12 protein-coding genes are annotated in these 17503 nt (G+C 52.4%); 5 read left to right on the plus strand and 7 right to left on the minus strand.

What is annotated here, in order from left to right; translation table 11 throughout:
- Positions 1-34 precede the first annotated feature (34 nt).
- Entirely contained in the window at positions 35-2797 is a 2763-nt protein-coding gene (polA, locus tag C7120_RS03375; RefSeq protein WP_107620351.1) for a DNA polymerase I, read from the plus strand.
- Positions 2798-2904: 107 nt separating this feature from the next.
- Positions 2905-3759, plus strand: a complete 855-nt coding sequence (locus C7120_RS03380) for a hypothetical protein (protein WP_107620352.1) — start codon at positions 2905-2907, stop codon at positions 3757-3759.
- Between the two features lie 191 nt (positions 3760-3950).
- Here the strand turns inward: C7120_RS03380 and C7120_RS03385 are convergent, their stop codons facing one another.
- A complete protein-coding gene (locus C7120_RS03385) occupies positions 3951-4838 on the minus strand; it encodes a cation diffusion facilitator family transporter (protein WP_107620353.1) in 888 nt (295 codons plus the stop codon).
- 163 nt (positions 4839-5001) lie between these two features.
- On the opposite strand from C7120_RS03385, the gene ychF reads away from it, so the two are divergent.
- Genes ychF through lgt form a run of 3 tightly spaced genes read left to right on the plus strand, consistent with a single transcriptional unit; the run spans position 5002 to position 7450 of the window.
- On the plus strand, positions 5002-6105 hold the full coding sequence (gene ychF / locus C7120_RS03390) for a redox-regulated ATPase YchF (RefSeq protein WP_107620354.1): 1104 nt from the start codon (positions 5002-5004) through the stop codon (positions 6103-6105).
- Between the two features lie 59 nt (positions 6106-6164).
- Positions 6165-6551, plus strand: coding sequence for a four helix bundle protein (locus C7120_RS03395; protein ID WP_107620355.1), 387 nt, complete (start codon positions 6165-6167; stop codon positions 6549-6551).
- Between the two features lie 38 nt (positions 6552-6589).
- Positions 6590-7450 (plus strand): prolipoprotein diacylglyceryl transferase, encoded by an 861-nt coding sequence (gene lgt, locus C7120_RS03400; RefSeq protein ID WP_107620356.1) that lies wholly within the window; start codon positions 6590-6592, stop codon positions 7448-7450.
- 61 nt (positions 7451-7511) lie between these two features.
- Here lgt and mutS read toward each other — a convergent pair whose 3' ends face one another.
- The 6 genes from mutS to C7120_RS03430 form a co-directional block, all read right to left on the minus strand.
- Positions 7512-10175 carry a DNA mismatch repair protein MutS gene (gene mutS, locus C7120_RS03405; RefSeq protein ID WP_107620357.1) on the minus strand — a complete coding sequence of 888 codons (2664 nt, stop codon included), beginning with the start codon at positions 10173-10175 and terminating at the stop codon, positions 7512-7514.
- A 67-nt stretch (positions 10176-10242) separates the two neighbouring features.
- Positions 10243-11529, minus strand: coding sequence for a histidine-type phosphatase (locus C7120_RS03410; protein ID WP_107620358.1), 1287 nt, complete (start codon positions 11527-11529; stop codon positions 10243-10245).
- Between the two features lie 344 nt (positions 11530-11873).
- Positions 11874-12755, minus strand: coding sequence for a carbohydrate kinase (locus C7120_RS03415; protein ID WP_107621365.1), 882 nt, complete (start codon positions 12753-12755; stop codon positions 11874-11876).
- Positions 12756-12760: 5 nt separating this feature from the next.
- Entirely contained in the window at positions 12761-13939 is a 1179-nt protein-coding gene (locus tag C7120_RS03420) for an MFS transporter (protein ID WP_107620359.1), read from the minus strand.
- Positions 13940-13942: 3 nt separating this feature from the next.
- Positions 13943-15667: a DUF4980 domain-containing protein gene (locus tag C7120_RS03425; protein ID WP_255413133.1), complete on the minus strand. Its 1725-nt coding sequence runs from the start codon at positions 15665-15667 to the stop codon at positions 13943-13945.
- A gap of 69 nt (positions 15668-15736) precedes the next feature.
- Positions 15737-17500: a RagB/SusD family nutrient uptake outer membrane protein gene (locus C7120_RS03430; protein WP_107621367.1), complete on the minus strand. Its 1764-nt coding sequence runs from the start codon at positions 17498-17500 to the stop codon at positions 15737-15739.
- Positions 17501-17503 lie beyond the last annotated feature (3 nt).

The raw sequence follows: 17503 nt of genomic DNA on the forward strand, positions 1-17503 counted from the left end.
AAATTGTAATTTTACACGAGAAATACTTATTATTATGGAGAAACTTTTTCTTTTGGATGCCTACGCATTGATATATCGGTCGTATTACGCCTTCATCAAAAACCCCCGCATCAACTCCAAGGGGAAGAACACATCGGCCGTGATGGGATTCCTGAACACGCTCAATGAGGTGATAAACAAGGAGAAGCCCACTTACATAGGAGTGGCATTCGACCACGGAAAAACTTTCCGCAATGATGTTTTCCCCGCCTATAAGGCACAACGGGAGGAAACGCCGGAGGATATCAAGGCCAGTGTTCCCATCATCAAGGATATCCTCGAGGCCTACCATATCCCCATCTTACAGGTCGACGGATTCGAGGCTGACGATGTAATCGGCACCCTCGCCACCCAGGCTGGCAAACAAGGCGTGGAGACTTACATGCTCACGCCCGATAAGGACTATGGCCAGCTCGTGACCGAGAATGTCTATATGTTCCGCCCAAGGCATGGCGGCGGCTACGATAAAATCGGCAAAGCCGAAATCAGCGATAAGTATGGCATCAACTCACCCGCACAAGTCATCGACCTGCTGGCGCTCATGGGCGACTCGGCGGATAATTTCCCGGGGTGTCCCGGGATCGGCGAGAAGACTGCGGTGAAACTCATCAACGAGTTCGGAAGCGTAGACGGTCTTCTCAACCATACCGACCGGTTGAAGGGAAAGATGCGTGAAAAAGTGGAGGCAGCCGTCGACGACATCAAGATGTCTTATTTCCTGGCCACCATCCGCACCGATGTACCCGTCAGTCTGAATCTCAAAGAACTGGAACTCGTAGCACCCGACGAGGAGAAACTCGACTCCATCTTCACCGAACTGGAGTTCAAGAGCCTGAAAAACAAGATTCTTAATAAAACAGAAAATAAGTCAAAAACCGATAATTTACAACTCGATTTATTTGCGAAAATCACGCCCGAGGGGTCAGCCAAACCTGAAAACGGGCAAAAAAACAGCCTTAAATCCATTAAAACGGAATATCATTTGATTGAAAATGAGGCGTTTATGCTCGAAATCTGTGATTTTTTCAGGACAAAAAAAATATTAAGTTTAGACACGGAAACGACCTCTACCAATCCCGTCGACGCCGAATTGGTTGGTTTGAGCTTCTCCGTTGAGGAAAACAAGGCTTTCTATGTCCCAATTCCGAGCAATCGTGAAGAAGCGCAAAGAATTGTAAATATATTCAAAAACATCTATGAAGATGAGACAATCCTCAAGATCGGGCAAAACATCAAGTACGATTATGAGGTGCTGATGAACTACGGTGTGCGCCTCCGTGGCAAGATGTTCGACACCATGCTGGCACATTATGTGCTCCAGCCGGAACTCCATCACAACATGGACTATATGGCCGAAACCCTTCTCAACTATCAGACGGTACACATCGAAGAACTTATCGGGCCCAAGGGTAAGAACCAGAAGAACATGCGCGACCTGCCGCCGACCGAAATCTGCGACTATGCCTGCGAGGACGCCGATATCACCCTGAAGCTGAAGAATGTGCTCGAGCCTCAGCTGAAAGAGGTAGGAGCCGAAGATCTGTTCTGGAAGATAGAGATGCCGTTGGTGCCCGTACTGGCCGAGATGGAGATGAACGGCGTAAGAATAGACACCGATTCGCTGAAGGAAACTTCAAGAATTTTCACAGAGCGAATGAATCGCTACGAAGAAGACATATATCAGGAGGCAGGCGAGAGGTTCAACATCTCCAGCCCCAAGCAAGTGGGCGACATCCTTTTCGACAAGATGAAGATCGTGGAGAAGCCGAAGAAGACCAAGACGGGACAATATGTTACCTCAGAAGAAGTGCTCCAACAGCTCAAGTCGAAGGCACCCATCGTAGAGCAAATACTGAATTACAGGGGCATGAAGAAGCTCTTGAGCACTTATGTAGATGCCCTCCCGAAGCTCATCAACCCACGAACCGGACACATACACACCAGTTTCAATCAGGCACTCACCGCCACCGGACGCCTGAGCTCGTCGGATCCCAACTTGCAGAATATACCTGTTCGCACCGAAGACGGCAAGGAAATCCGACGCTGCTTCATACCCGAAGAAGGGTGTAAATTCTTTTCGGCAGATTATTCCCAGATTGAACTACGCATCATGGCACATCTCTCCGAAGACGAAAACATGATGGAGGCCTTCCGTTCAGGCTTCGACATCCACCGCGCGACGGCGGCCAAAATCTGGCACGAGGACATGGCAAGCGTCTCCGACAGCCAGCGCAAGAAGGCCAAGCAGGCCAATTTCGGCATCATATACGGCATCACCACCTATGGCCTCGCCCAGCGCATGGAGATTCCGAACGGAGAAGCCCGCCAGCTCATAGCCGACTACTTCAAGACCTTCCCCAAGGTGCAGGACTACATGGAACAGGCTAAGGAGACGGCGAGGGAAAAGGGCTATGCCGAAACCATCTTCGGACGGCGACGCTATCTGCCCGACATCAACTCACAAAACGCCACCGTACGCGGATTTGCCGAGCGCAACGCCATCAACGCGCCGATACAAGGCTCCGAGGCCGACATCATCAAGGTGGCCATGATCCGCATCCACCAGCGTTTTCAAAAAGAAGGCATCCGCTCGAAGATGATACTTCAGGTGCACGACGAACTCAACTTCTCGGTCTATCCCGAGGAGCAGGAACAGGTGGAACGCATCGTGCTCGAGGAGATGCAGAACGCCTGCAAGCTGCGCGTGCCGTTGGTGGCAGAGGCCGGATGGGGCACCAACTGGCTGGAGGCACACTAAGCATGCCCCCTCTCCTGCCCCCTCCCATCAGTAGAAAGGGAGGCGACCGTCTGATTCCATACCCCCTGAAAAAGAAATTGGAAACACCCCTATAAAACCCTAAAGACATGAAGCTCTACACCCTGATCGTAAATTTCATTTACGGAAACCGAACCTATCAGATTTCCGCGAACAGCATCCGCGAGGCCCTGCACCAACTTTTCGACACCCGAGAGATGGAAGGCGTGGGCAAGAAAGCCCTCCGACAGCTGCACGAGGACATAGACTCCGAACTGTGGAAACCCGCGCCCTTCATGGAGATGACCAACTCTTGGGTCTGCCAATACCGGGTGAACAATGAAAACATGTATGTGAACATCGTCAAGACCGACGAGCAACAAGACCCCGACGAGCCGTCAGACCCCCTCAAATACACCGACGGCCTTTACATGGCCGAGCAGGGACACCGCATCTTGAATCACTTTGCCCGGCTGGAGGAAAAGGCCGACTGGAAAGCCCTCAAGCGCTACGCCCTGAAGATATGCAAGCTCTACCCTAAGGAATTCTACCCCATGATCAAGGTCGTCGAGAGTTGCTACTTCCTCGAAGAGCCGGAGGAAATGCTGCTGTGGGCACGCAAGGCCTACGAGGAATGGAGCGACGACCCCTATACCTCATTCTGGTTGGCCCTCGCGCTCTACGAGAACGGCCGCTGGCAGGAGGCCATCCGACACAGCGACACGATACTCTACTGGGACTTCCGGAACCTCGCCTACGGCCAATATGGCAGCGGCGCAGACTACGCCTGGCAACTTATTGACGACTGCAAGGCCATCAAGGGGCTCTCGCTCTTGGCACTAAACCAGGCGGGCGGAACGGCCTTGCTGCGCGAATACCTCGCCCACGCAAAGGCCGCAACATCTTATTTCAAGAAGTCATGGGTAAGATCCATACTCAAGGAAGCAAGCCTGAAGGAAAACTAAAGGAGATCGGGAGAAAAGTAAAACAGGCTGTTTTAGTGACTAAAATAGGCTGTTTCAGTGACTAAAATAGGCTGTTTCACTGACTAAAACAGGCTGTTTTACTCCACGGGAGACCGCTAAAAGGCGTGCCAAAGGATGCATGGAGGAATACAGGGAGCCATTGACAGGGGTGCTGCCGACGGACTCGCGCGTCAGGCGGGGTCCACCTGAATCTTCACTTGCGCATGCTCACCGAGCTCTGCCTTCAACCTTTGCTCGATACGCTGCATGTGCACATAGGTCTCGGCAAGCGTCAGTCCGGACGGCATGGCTATGCGCAGGTCTATCACGATGTCGTTGCCCACCTTGCGAGTCTGCAGTTGCAGCATGCGTGCCACCTGCTCCTCGTCCTCCACTACCCTTCTCACGATCTCTTTCTGCGCCTCCGGTATCGCGTGCTCCGTCAGCTCTCCCACGGCCTGACTGACAAGCTTGTAAGCCATGCGAATGACGATGAGCCCCATGATAATGGCCGCTATCGGATCGAGAACGGCCCATCTCGGTCCTAAGAGAATGGCCCCCGCAATGCCGAGCGTGGTGCAAATGGACGACAAGGCGTCGCTGCGGTGGTGCCACGCGTTGGCTATCACGGCGTCGGAATTCCACTCTTCCCCCACCCTGTGCATAAAGCGGAATACCCACTCCTTCATCAGCACACTCATGATCGCTACGATGAGGGCTATCAGACGGGGCTGTCCGAGAGAACGACCTGCTATGGCGGCGAGCACTTTCTCCATGGCTTCGTAGCAGATGGCGATACCCACTCCAAGAAGAATCAAGCCTATGATTCCTGTGGCCAGCGTCTCGTATTTACCATATCCATAGTCGTGGTTCCTGTCTTTGGGACGGCTTCCAAGCTTGACAAACAAGATGACGATGAGATCGCTCAGGCAGTCGGCCAGAGAATGCACGGCATCGGCTATCATCGCCGACGACTTGCCGAAGAATCCGGCGGCAAACTTCAGCAACATGAGCAGCACATTCACGCCACTCCCCGCTATAGAAACCTTGTAAATATCGGTTTTTCTATTTCTTACCATAATCGTTTCCCTTAGGATGAAGGATTCTTGATTAGAGAGTACAAAATTAATAAATTACTTTGAAACAAAATGCTCCCTTGGGGCATTTTATCATTTTCAGGCACCCTGTTTCTCAAAATATTTCACTATCTTTGCAACCGTATATACAAAATTCAGATTCCAAATGGCATTAAAATGTGGTATCGTAGGACTCCCGAATGTGGGGAAATCCACACTTTTCAACTGTCTTTCGAGTGCCAAGGCACAGGCAGCCAACTTTCCATTCTGCACGATAGAGCCTAATCTGGGCGTCATCACCGTGCCCGACGACCGCCTGACGAAGCTCGCCGAGATAGTGCACCCGGGCCGTATCGTGCCCGCCACCTGCGAGATCGTCGACATCGCGGGGCTCGTGAAGGGAGCTTCCAAAGGCGAGGGACTGGGCAACAAGTTTCTCGGGAACATCCGCGAGTGCGACGCCATCATCCATGTCATCCGCTGTTTCGACGACGACAATGTGGTGCGTGAAGGCGGTGCAGCCGTCAACCCCTTGTCAGACAAGGAAATCATAGATACCGAGCTGCAGCTGAAAGACCTCGAGACCATTGAGGGACAGCTGGCCAAGCAGCAGAAAATGGCCGCCGCCGGCAACAAGGAAGCTAAGGTCGCGGTCGGCGTTCTGGAAGCTTTCAAGGGGGCGCTGGAACAAGGGCGAAACGCCCGAAGCGTGGAATTTGAGAGCAAGGAGGAACAACAGGCTGCCCACGACCTGTTCCTGCTGACCACAAAACCCGTGCTCTATGTCTGCAATGTGGATGAGGCGAGTGCCCGGACAGGTAATGAGTATAGCCGCAGAATCGAGCAGATAGCCGCCGAAGAGGGAGCTGAGGCCATGGTGATAGCCGCCAAGACCGAGGAAGACATCGCCTCGCTGGAGACCTATGAGGACAAGAAGATGTTTCTTGACGAACTCGAACTGGAGGAAAGCGGCGTCAACCGCCTCATCAAGAAGGCCTACCACCTGCTTAACCTGCAGACTTTCATCACTGCCGGAGAGATGGAAGTGAAAGCCTGGACCTGCCACAAGGGCTGGAAGGCACCGCAGTGCGCCGGCGTCATCCACACCGATTTCGAGAAAGGATTCATCCGCGCCGAAGTCATCAAGTATGCCGATTACCTGCAATATGGGTCCGAGACCGCCGTGCGCGAGGCCGGAAAGCTCCATGTGGAAGGCAAGGACTATGTGGTGGAAGACGGCGACATCATGCACTTCAGGTTTAATGTTTAACTACATTGGATGAAGGATTAGGGATTAAGGGATAGAGACTGATAGCTATATATGACGCTATGGATGCTCGATATTTTCGTAAACCAGAGGTTTATCAAGACTCCAAAAACTTGGTAAAGGAAGTCTATTTGCTTCTCAAGAAATTTCCCCTTGATGAGAAATTCGGGCTTTGTTCCCAAGTACGAAGGGCCATAACCTCAATTCCCATCAATATTACAGAAGGATTCGGAAGGCTTTCCGCACGCGAAAAAGCCCATTTTCTGGAAATTGCATCTGGCTCCCTGACAGGAGTTTCGTGTGAATTGGAACTGCCAATGGAGCCATCTTATATAACAGAAGAGGAATTTAACTACATAGAAAACAAACTTACACACAGCTCACGGCAGCTCTCCGCCCTGCACGCCTCGGTCATTCAAAATGAGGGCTATCACCAAGAGAACCGTTAAACCTTATTTTATATTCCCTCATCATCAATCACATAAATATGCACAATACATTATCTTTCATCCTTTGGAACCCGGATCCCGTCATCGGACACCTCGGATTCATCACCCTCAGGTGGTATGCCACCTGCTGGATTATCGGCCTCTTGCTCGGCGCGGTACTCATGCACAGGCTCTACAAGCAACAGAACATCCCTGAAGAAAAGTTCGAACCGCTCTTCTTCTACATATTTTTCGGAGTGCTCATAGGGGCAAGACTGGGGCATTGCATCTTCTATGATCCTGCTTATTTCCTCGGTTCCTGGGACCATTTCATCGAAATGCTCATCCCCTTCCACCACATGCCCGACGGCAGCTGGAAACTCACTGGCTACGAGGGACTGGCCAGCCATGGCGGCGTCATCGGCATGCTCGTGGCCATATGGATGTATTGCCGGTCGACAAAGGTGTCGGGCTGGGTGGTTCTCGACAACATGGGCATCTGCTCGGGCATAACTGCCGCCTTCATCCGGTTAGGCAATCTGATGAATTCCGAGATTATCGGCAAGGTTACCGAGGTGCCTTGGGCATTCATATTCGAGCATGTAGACCAGCATCCGCGCCACCCCGGACAACTCTATGAGTCGATCGCCTACCTCTGCTTTTTTCTCCTCATCCTCTTCATCTATAAGAAGAAAGGGCCGAAAAGCGTGGGAACAGGCTTCTATTTCGGGCTCTGCCTGACCCTCATCTTCACCTTCCGGTTCTTCATCGAATACACAAAGGAGATCCAGGTGGCCTTTGAGGCCGGACTGCCCATGGACATGGGGCAGATCTTGAGCCTACCGCTGATTGTCATTGGCGTGGCCTGCCTCGTGGGTGGAAAATGGATGCAGAAACTCGGGGCAAAACCTCGAGGCTAAATCAAAACAAATGCTGAAGGGACTCCTGGCTATGGGACATTCCCCTAAATGAAATCCCTGCCTATTTACCCTTCAGTATTTTCTTAATGTCATTCAACTTGTTGAGCGCCTCAACAGGTGTCAGATTGTTGACATCAAGGCTCAATATCTCGTCGCGAATCTGGCTCAAGACAGGATCGTCAAGCTGGAAAAAGCTCAGTTGCATGCCCTCCCGGCTCTCCTCGAGATGCTTGATGTTCGGCTTACCGGCGCTTCCCACGCTCGCATTATCGGCCTCAAGCTGCTTCAGAATCACATTCGCACGCTTCACGATGCTCTTCGGCATACCCGCAATATCGGCTACATGAATCCCGAAAGAATGCTCCGAGCCGCCGCGCTCCAGCTTGCGGAGGAAGATGACCTTGCCGTCTACCTCCTTCACACTTACATTATAGTTCTTGATGCGTGAGAAATTCTTCTCCATTTCGTTCAGCTCATGGTAGTGAGTGGCAAAGAGCGTGCGCGCCCGAGCTTTCGGTTGCTCATGCAGATACTCAACGATGGCCCAAGCAATACTGATTCCGTCGTAGGTGGAAGTTCCCCTGCCCAACTCATCGAAGAGAACCAACGATTTCGGGGTAACATTGTTCAGTATGTTAGAAGCTTCCGTCATTTCGACCATGAAAGTAGACTCGCCAAGTGAAATGTTATCTGACGCCCCTACACGCGTGAATATCTTGTCCACCAAACCGATTCTCGAGCTCTCTGCGGGCACAAAGCATCCTATCTGGGCAAGCAGTACGATGAGTGCCGTCTGGCGTAGCAGCGCGCTTTTTCCGGCCATGTTCGGACCGGTAATCATCATGATCTGCTGCTTCTCCGCGTCGAGATGGATATCGTTGGGAACATACCTCTCCCCTATCGGGAGCTGCGTTTCAATGACCGGGTGGCGCCCCTGCCTGATGTCGATGACCTCGTCGTCTCCTTCTACCACCGGTCGTACATAACCATTTTCCTCGGCCGTCTTCGCAAAGGAAAGCAGGCAATCGAGACGCGCAATCAGGTTTGCGTTGACCTGAATGAGAGGAATAAACTCCTGCATGGCCACGATGAGCTCGCCGAAGAGCTGCGCCTCGAGTGCCAGAATTTTCTCGTCGGCACCCAGAATCTTCTCTTCATATTCCTTCAACTCTTGCGTAATGTAGCGCTCGGCCTGTGCCAAAGTCTGCTTGCGAACCCACTCCTGCGGCACTTTATCCTTGAAAGTGTTGCGCACTTCGAGGTAATAACCGAAGACATTATTGTATCCCACCTTCAGGCTTGATATGCCCGTGGTCTCGATTTCGCGCTCCTGGATCTCAAGCAAATAGTCTTTTCCGTTGCGCGAAATACGCCGCAGATCGTCCAGCTCCTTACTGTAGCCGTCGGCAATCACATCTCCCTTGTTCACCAACTGCGGCGGATCGGGCTGGATTTCCTTCTCTATACACTCCTTCAGCGACTTACAAAGGTTCATCTGCTCCCCTATCTGCTTCAGCGTTTCATTCTTTGCGGACAGACAGGAGCTCTTGATCGGCTCAATGGCAGCCAAGGCATTCTTGAGCTGAACCACCTCCCGGGGCGACACCCTGCCGACGGCCACCTTAGAGATGATGCGCTCCAGATCGCCGATACGGTGTAGCTGGCCATCGATGAGCTGGCGGAATTCCGGCTCCTTAAAGAAGTATTCCACCACATCCAGCCGCTGGTTGATGGGCTTCTCGTCCTTTAAAGGAAACACAATCCAGCGTTTCAGCAGGCGTCCACCCATCGGCGTTGTGGTCCGGTCTATGACATTGAGCAGCGAAGCACCTTCTTCCTGCATGGGGGAGATCAGCTCCAGTGAGCGTATGGTAAAGTTGTCAAGACGCACATAATGCTCTTCCTCAATACGGGAGAGCGTGGTAATGTGGTTGATATTGGTGTGCTGAGTAATCTCCAGATACTGCATGATGGCACCCGAAGCGATAATTCCACTTCTCAGATGCTCCACGCCGAAGCCCTTCAGGTTCTTCGTGGCGAAGTGCTTGAGCAGCTTTTGGCGGGCTGTCTGCTCCGTAAATACCCAGTCGTCGAGCTCAAAGACACAATAACGGGTACCGAAAAACTTCTCGAACTCCGCTTTTCTGGCACGGTCATAGAGCACCTCCTTAGGTCCAAAGTTACCCAACAGCTTCCCTACATAATCGTAAGTGCCCTCTCCCGTGAGGAATTCGCCCGTCGAAATGTCAAGGAATGACACGCCGCAGCCCCCTTTTCCGAAGTGTACGGCTGCCAGGAAGTTGTTTTCCTTATAATTGAGCACATTGTCGCTCATGGCCACACCGGGCGTAACGAGTTCCGTGATGCCCCGCTTCACCATCTTGTCTATCTCCGTGAGACCCTTCTTCCCTTTGATCATCTCACGCTTTTTCTTCGGGTCTTCAAGCTGGTCGCAGATGGCCACACGCTTTCCCGCCCGGATAAGCTTGGGCAGATAGGTGTCGAGGGCATGATGGGGGAATCCCGCCATCTCGGTTCCCGAGGCGGCTCCATTGTTCCTTCTCGTGAGCGTGATGCCGAGTATCTTGGAGGCTTCTACCGCATCTTCACAATAGGTCTCATAGAAATCCCCGCAACGGAAGAGCAGCAAAGCTTCAGGATGCTTGTTCTTGAAGCTGAAGAACTGCTTCATCATAGGAGTCATTCCCTTGTCTTCTTTTGCCATCAAACCAATCTTTTAGAGCTACAAAGATACTGAATTCCGATGGAAACACCAAATGCCCCGTATGATTTTATTCCTGATAGGCCGCAAGCTTTTTCAGGTAATAGTCCCTGAAATCCTGCCAATGATAATAAGGGGCACAGTCGGTGGGGAAGGGGAGTGTTACCTCGTTCTCATTTTCAAGCACCTTCACGAGGATGTCGTTGCGGTCGGCCTTGTTGCGATAGAAGATGAACTGCAGGTTTGCGGCCATCGGTACGATCTTGTAGTCGCGGAATCCCGAGTTCTCGAGGGCCTCCAGATTGTCGACCGGCGTGTCCAGTCCATTGACGCCCAAGAGGCAGGTAAGCGGATAGACCATACTGTCGTGTCCGTATCGGAGCGTCGCTCCCGGGTGGTCGAAGGCCAGGCAAGAGTCAGCTTCCTCGATGATTCTCCGCAGGAGGTTACGCTGCTTGTAGGGGCGCTTGCCGTCCGTCAGCTTGTTTGGACCGCCATAGAGATACCATTCCGCATTATCCTGCAGCCAGTGATGATAGATTTCGTCCTCGTCGAAGAGGTCGAAGAGATCTATGTCCTTGCGCAGCTCCAGACTCTGCATGTTGGAAGCAATGGCAAAGAGCCGGTTCGAAAGTTTCGTTGCATCCAGCTCCTTCTGCCAGTAGGCCTTGTCGTTGAAGAGCAGTTCCATGGTGTGCTCATGCCGGTCGTGTCTCTTGCAGAACGCCTTGTAGGCCTTTTCGGCCCCCCTGCTCTTGGAAAGCGAGTCGAGCTTCTTGTCTTTCATGTTCATGTAATACATGTCGGCATAGCTCGCGTCGTGGCTGATCTGTAGTTCGGGATTCAGCTTCAGGAGTGCCTGAAGGGCGTTCTCCATGCTCAGGATGCAACGGATGACGATGGTGCTGTTGGCTTTGATGGAGGTCTTTCCCTCAAATACCTCCGGGAAATTGCGATACATGCGCGTGGCAATCTGCTGGTGCTGCTGTGCTCCGAGCAGGCTCAGCTCGCCGTCACGGCCGTTGGCAGCCTTCGTAACGAGGGCTACCTTGGCGAGCGTCTCCTTGCCCTTGGCAGTCAGCTTACCGGCCTTGTCGGCTTTCTCAAGCGTGGCGAGGGCACCGGTATAGGCCTGCTTGCCAATCAGCCAGCGTGAGCCGTGCCGGCCGTAGTGGCTGATATAGAAGGGCGCATAGCCTTCCGGGGTGGGGGAGTAGACCTGCTGCTCGGGGCCAGGATAGGCCAGATAACAACCTGCAGAGCGCAACATGTTCTCCTTGATTTCCTTTTTCGCTTCCTGGGCCTGTGCCTCACAAGCCACAAATAATGTGGTCAATAAGATGATAAGATTCTTCATGTCAGAAAGATTAATAGTTTCCGACAAAAGTAATCAAAATATTTGGAATGGGCAAGGATTGCCGGTCGAAAAGCAAGAAGCCGCCTCCCACACGACAATATCGGCGAAATCGTCGTTCAATATCGGCGAAATCGTGGGACAAAATCGCCGATATTGTCGCGCAGGATACGGCCTTCCGGAAAATAAAGGGCGACGCATAAAGGAGGAACAATGCGCCACTCGCGCCACACGATGTATTCTCCACAACGAACCATAAAGCACGCACCATCCACAACCGGCGTAAGCGCATGCCGCGAATTACGGGTTATGGATCGTGCGTCAAGGGCAAAGAGCCTGACAGCGGGCTACTTCAGGCGGTCCAGATATTCCCTGGGTATCTCGGGCATGGCCCCTTTCTGGGTGCAGACGAAGGCCGAAACCTCCACGGCTAGCTTGTGAGCCTCCGCCATGGGCTGACCCGCAAGGATGGCAGAAGCAAAGGTTGCGGTGAACGAATCGCCCGCCCCCACGGTGTCGGCCACCTCCACCTTAGGTGTGGCCTGATAGCTCATTTCTCCCGGAGCAAACACATACGAGCCGTTGACTCCACAGGTCAGGACGAGCATCTTGAGGTTATACTTGCCCAAGATGAGCCAGCATTTGTTCTCTATATCAAGTCCCGGATAGCCAAACATGCGGCCGATGGCCACCAGTTCCTCATCGTTTATCTTCAGGACATTACACTTGCGAAACGACTCCCGGAGCACCTCTTTCGTGTAGAAGTTCTGCCGGAGGTTGATGTCGAATATCTTCAAGGCATGGCGGGGAGTAGCCTCGAGAAACCGCTGAATCGTGTCGTGCGACACCTCACTCCGCTGGGCAAGCGATCCCCAGCAAACGGCACGCGTATTCCGGGCTACCTCCTCTATCTCGGGAGTAAAGGGAATGTTGTCCCAGGCCACGCCCTCCTTGATGTCATAGGTGGGCACGCCCTCGGCATCAAGCGCCACCTGAACGGTGCCGGTGGGATAGGCCACGCGTGGCATCACATACTTCAGGCCCTTTGCCTCCAGTTCCCTGAGGGTCTGGTCGCCCAGTTCATCCTTGCCCACCGCGCTCACGGCAAGGGTGTCATAACCAAACTGGCCGCAATGATAAGCGAAATTAGCGGGTGCGCCCCCCAACTTTCTGCCTTCGGGGAAGCAGTCCCATAATGCCTCACCGAGGCCCACTATCATGTTTTCCATCATCATTAATGTTTTACTTTAGGAATATAACTTAACAGATAAATCACTCCGACCGTCATGACGAGCACCGCTCCCATCTGGCCTATGGCATCGCTGGCAACACCCATGAGCAGCGGAAACACCGTACCGCCAAACAAGCCCATGATCATGAGTCCGCTCACCTCATTCTTCTTCTCGGGCAATTCGAGCAGAGCCTGCGTAAGCACGATGGAGAAGACATTAGAGTTGCCGTAGCCCACAAGGGCGATGGCCGCATAGAGCACCGACTGGCTGGTGCCAAAGAGTAAACCCACCATGCCCAGGCCTATCATCATGACCGACACGATGAAGAACACCTTGCTGCTCATCACACGCAAGAAATAGCTGCCGGTAAGGCATCCTATGGTGCGGAATATGAAGTAGAGCGAGGTGGCAAAGGCTGCGTCATTGAGTGTCATACCAAGCTTCTCGATGAGAATCTTCGGCGCCGTGGTGTTCGTGCCCACATCAATGCCCACATGGCACATGATGCCGAAGAAGGAAAGTAGCACGATGGGTTTTTCCAAAAGCTTGAAGCTGTTGAGGAACTGCGTAGCCACACTCTGCCCCGCAAGCATCTCCGGGTCTATCTTCTCCTGCTCGATAGGGGCGGTCATAAGCAGGAGCGAGGCTATGATACCTATGAGCATGTAGATCGGGAAGAGAACTCTCCACTCAAGACCGAACGAGGGAATGGAGGCCGAAGCCCCCCACATGGCGATATAGGGAGCCATAAACGAGGCTATGGCCTTTACGAACTGTCCAAAAGTGAGCGTCGAGGCAAGATGCCCGCCCTTGATAACCTCCGACACCAGAGGATTCAGGGAGGTCTGCATGAGCGTGTTTCCGATGCCCAGCAGGGAGAACGAAATCAGCATGACGGTGAAGTTCTCCGTGAAGATTGGCAACAAAAGCGACACGAGCGTTACGCCAAGAGAGAGGAGCACCGTGTTCTTTCTCCCGATTTTATTCATCAAAACCCCCGTAGGAACAGAGAAGATGAGGAACCAGAAAAACACCAGTGAGGGCAGGATATTAGCCGTCGTATCGTTCAGATCCAGGTCGGCTTTCAGGAAATTGGACGCTATTCCCACGAGATCCACAAACCCCATGGCGAAAAAGCAGAGCATTACGGGGATGAGGGAAAGCTTATTTGTCTTACTCATAACTTAGTAGATAGAATAAATGGTTGTATTTACTTTGTTCTTACTTCTTACGATGAGCCGGTTGTAAGGCTCCGAGGGGAAGACCAGATTGCTCATGGCCATCTTCCCGTCAGCATCGAAAGCCTCGACGCTACAGCGGTCTATGAAGAGCCTGAGCGTAGTCAGTCTGCCATGGGTGGGCGCAACGGTTACGGCCGTAAAATTACTACTGAAGTCCGTTTGACCACTTCTCGTGCGATCCATGGAGAATGTCTGCGCCCCCGCATCATATTTCATCACCACCTCCTCGCCTCTGGCATTCCGGAGCGTAAGCGTAGCGTCGGTCTTCAAATTCATCACCACCTCGCACGAAGGGGTGATATTCCTGACCTTGGCACCCCTTACCCCCAACATCTCCGGTGAAGGAGTGGAGGCCAGCCAAGTCTCAGCGCCGTCGGTAAAGAGTGTCAGGTCGCGCGGAATAGAGTTTGCGGAGCGGAACTGGAGGGTGGGAACCTGGTTGGCATATTGCCAGTTACTCATCCAGGCAAGTGCCACATGGCGACCGTCAGGCGCATTGCTGAATGATACCGCGGCATAATGATCCTTGCCATAGTCCATCCACTTGGTTACCTGAGGTTCGGAATCACAGACGAATCTATGACCGTCGAAGTTGCCCACAAAGTATTGCGTGGCACTTCCCCCGAACGGTCCGCCCGGATTGATATTGCAGATCAGCACCCATTTCTGCTCATTAGTACCGTCAACCGGCAACCTCATGAGATCCGGACACTCCCAAACTCCGTCGTGGTTGCCGTATCCATGACCGAAAGAACTCTCATACTTCCAGTCCTTCAGATTCTTCGAGGAGTAAATCTTCATCTCCTGACCGGCTGCCAACAGAAGGTTCCATGCGCCTATCTCATCGTTCCAGAACATATTGGGGTCGCGGAAATCGGGTATCTCGTCGGTCAGGATAGGGTTGGCTTCATACTTCGTGAAGGTCTTGCCGTCATCGGTAGAGTAGGCGAGGCTCTGCGTCTGGCTGGCGCCGGCCGTCGTATAGAGAGCCACGATGGCGTTTTTCCCGAAGCCGGCAGTATTGTTCTTGTCGACCACGCACGACCCGCTGAAGATCGTACCCAACCCGTCGGGCACGATGGCATTGCCCTCGAAAGTCCAATGGACAAGGTCTCGGGAGATTGAATGCCCCCATGTCATGTTCTCCCACTGACTTCCATAGGGATTATGCTGAAAGTAAAGGTGCCACACACCATCCTTATAGAACATCCCGTTGGGGTCGTTCATCCAGCCCCATACAGGCGTATGATGATAAACAGGACGGAATTTCTCCCGATTGGCGGTGTCGAATGTGTCTGAATAGTTGATGTTCTGCCAGCAGGCAAAGTTCTTGATGGCATCGCCCCGGCTGCGCTCACCGTTGAAGAAGATATCGAGCAGGATGGGCTTCCCCGAGAAATCAGCCAGGTCGAGAGGCACATAATAATCTACATTGTTTACTGCCAGCCGACAGTTGAGTTGCTTCACGACCTGATTATCCCGCAAGATGCTGATATGGGCATTGTCCTGACTCTCCTCTATGGGCAAGAGCAGAAAACGGCTGGCAGTATTCACTTGTTGCATGGCATGCTTCTCCCCGAGGAATGCGGGCGATTTTTCCAGCCGCTGTGCAAAGGAAACAGTTGTCTGAAACAACAGCAGAAACAATGTTGAGAGTAGTTTCATCATCTTGAAGAGTTTGTTTTCGGTTTGCGTACAAAGATACGGAAAAAACCGTATCTTTGTACTACATACTGTTTAAAAATCGCCATACCCAGGATTCTGGGTATAAGATCCGTTTGAAAGATTATACTGCGTGGCCGAAATCGGGAAGTATTCGTCGCGCCCCGCGGTAAAGCTGGCATTGGAATAATATACCCTCGTACCTTTCTCGCGGGAGAAATAAGCATTCATGGTCTCGGCTGCGACACCCCAGCGAACAAGGTCAAAGAAGCGCTCACCCTCCATGGCCGTCTCCAGCCGGGTCTCATAGCGGAGTGCCTTTCGGGCATAATCCTGTGTCCAACCAGCCGCAGGATACTCGGCAATCTTATAGTTGGCGGCATACTTATTGTTGTCGTTAAAGTCCTTTACCCAATAGTCGGCATTGGCTGCCCGCCGACGAATCTGGTTGATGAGCTGACGAGCCATGTCAAGATTCTGGTTCATCTCTATGAGAGCTTCTGCTTTCCACAGCAACACATCGCTGTAGCGGATGATGTTCCAGTTTAGCGCGCTCGCGCCCCAAGGCCAACCTTGAAACATCTCGGAGCTTTCAGGACTCACGAAAAAGCGCTTGCAGCAATGCTGTCCATAGGTGCCCTGGTCGCGCACCCAGGTGTTCCGGCAGGGTGAGATGGTATAAGTCTTCCATGTTACTCCCGGCCGACCTACAATGAAGTCGAGGCGAGGGTCTACATTGGCAGTTGTATGGATGCTCTTGGTTCCATCCCACACATCGAAGTGGTGCTGGTAATAGGAGTCGAAGAGAGGGAGCCCTTCGTCGTCTGTCTGATAGGCATCGATGAGATCCTGACTGGGAAGGAAGAAACCATCACCCGAATAAGGTCCTTGCGGAGAGTTCAGCAGATTGCTCCAATTGATGCGCCCCGCACTGTTACTGCCATCATTCATAGAATATTGCACTTGGAATACACCCTCCCTGCAGTTGTCGCCGGTAGAGACTTTATCCAAATCCTGGAAATTATCGAGCAAGGCATACTTGCCGCTGTTAATCACTTGGTCGCAATCAGAAACCACCCTTTGCAAGAGCGCATTATCGATGGTTGTAACCTTATGGGTTGTCTCGTCCTGCTTATAGGCACGATAGAGATTTACCTTAGCGGCATAGGCATAAGCCTCATACTTGTTGATACGACCTATCTCCTGTTGCTCTGCCGGCAGTACCTGAGCCGCGTTTTCCAAATCGGCGACAATCTTCTCCAAAATCCCATCTCGTGAATACTCTGTATTGGAGAGAGCAGAAATATTCCCCTCGTAGTCTTCCTCAAAATAAGGAATACGATTGAAGAAACGCGAGAGTTCAAAATAGAAGTGAGCGCGAAGAACCTTCATCTCGGCAATCCGTGTCGAATAATCAGTTCCTCCCTTTGCACTTAGTGAGTTAAGCATGCGAAGGGCGGCGTTGCAACGCTGCACACTCGTATAAAGATGATACCATTTGGTGTCTATATTGCCGTTACTGGCATCTACATCCATGATCTCCATGCGATGAATATCACTAATGTCGCCCGTTCCGCCGCCACCTTTATAGGCGTCGTCGGCACGCACGCTGCCATAACTCCAATTGGTAACGGGGGTCGTCCAAACACTCCAGTCCTGCGGGTTCGGCCCCATCAAGGCCGCATATGCCGAATTCACCAGCAAGTCCACTTGACCTCCGCTCTGAATAGACTCATCGCTCAACACACCCTGCGGCTTGTTGTCGAGGAAACTGTCTTCGTTGCAACTTGCCGTCAGCAGGGTTGCAGCTGCAATCAATGCTATATTCTTGAGTTTCATATT

Origin of the sequence: Prevotella sp. oral taxon 376 (assembly GCF_003043945.1) — a bacterium.
In the GTDB taxonomy this organism is placed as follows: Bacteria; Bacteroidota; Bacteroidia; order Bacteroidales; family Bacteroidaceae; genus Prevotella.

What these genes read in the sequence shown, in the direction of transcription:
- polA (WP_107620351.1), top strand. Translation starts at nt 35, where the DNA reads ATGGAGAAACTTTTTCTTTTGGATGCCTACGCATTGATATATCGGTCG.
- C7120_RS03380 (WP_107620352.1), top strand. Translation starts at nt 2,905, where the DNA reads ATGAAGCTCTACACCCTGATCGTAAATTTCATTTACGGAAACCGAACC.
- C7120_RS03385 (WP_107620353.1), bottom strand. Translation starts at nt 4,838, where the DNA reads ATGGTAAGAAATAGAAAAACCGATATTTACAAGGTTTCTATAGCGGGG.
- ychF (WP_107620354.1), top strand. Translation starts at nt 5,002, where the DNA reads ATGGCATTAAAATGTGGTATCGTAGGACTCCCGAATGTGGGGAAATCC.
- C7120_RS03395 (WP_107620355.1), top strand. Translation starts at nt 6,165, where the DNA reads ATGGATGCTCGATATTTTCGTAAACCAGAGGTTTATCAAGACTCCAAA.
- lgt (WP_107620356.1), top strand. Translation starts at nt 6,590, where the DNA reads ATGCACAATACATTATCTTTCATCCTTTGGAACCCGGATCCCGTCATC.
- mutS (WP_107620357.1), bottom strand. Translation starts at nt 10,175, where the DNA reads ATGGCAAAAGAAGACAAGGGAATGACTCCTATGATGAAGCAGTTCTTC.
- C7120_RS03410 (WP_107620358.1), bottom strand. Translation starts at nt 11,529, where the DNA reads ATGAAGAATCTTATCATCTTATTGACCACATTATTTGTGGCTTGTGAG.
- C7120_RS03415 (WP_107621365.1), bottom strand. Translation starts at nt 12,755, where the DNA reads ATGGAAAACATGATAGTGGGCCTCGGTGAGGCATTATGGGACTGCTTC.
- C7120_RS03420 (WP_107620359.1), bottom strand. Translation starts at nt 13,939, where the DNA reads ATGAGTAAGACAAATAAGCTTTCCCTCATCCCCGTAATGCTCTGCTTT.
- C7120_RS03425 (WP_255413133.1), bottom strand. Translation starts at nt 15,667, where the DNA reads ATGATGAAACTACTCTCAACATTGTTTCTGCTGTTGTTTCAGACAACT.
- C7120_RS03430 (WP_107621367.1), bottom strand. Translation starts at nt 17,500, where the DNA reads ATGAAACTCAAGAATATAGCATTGATTGCAGCTGCAACCCTGCTGACG.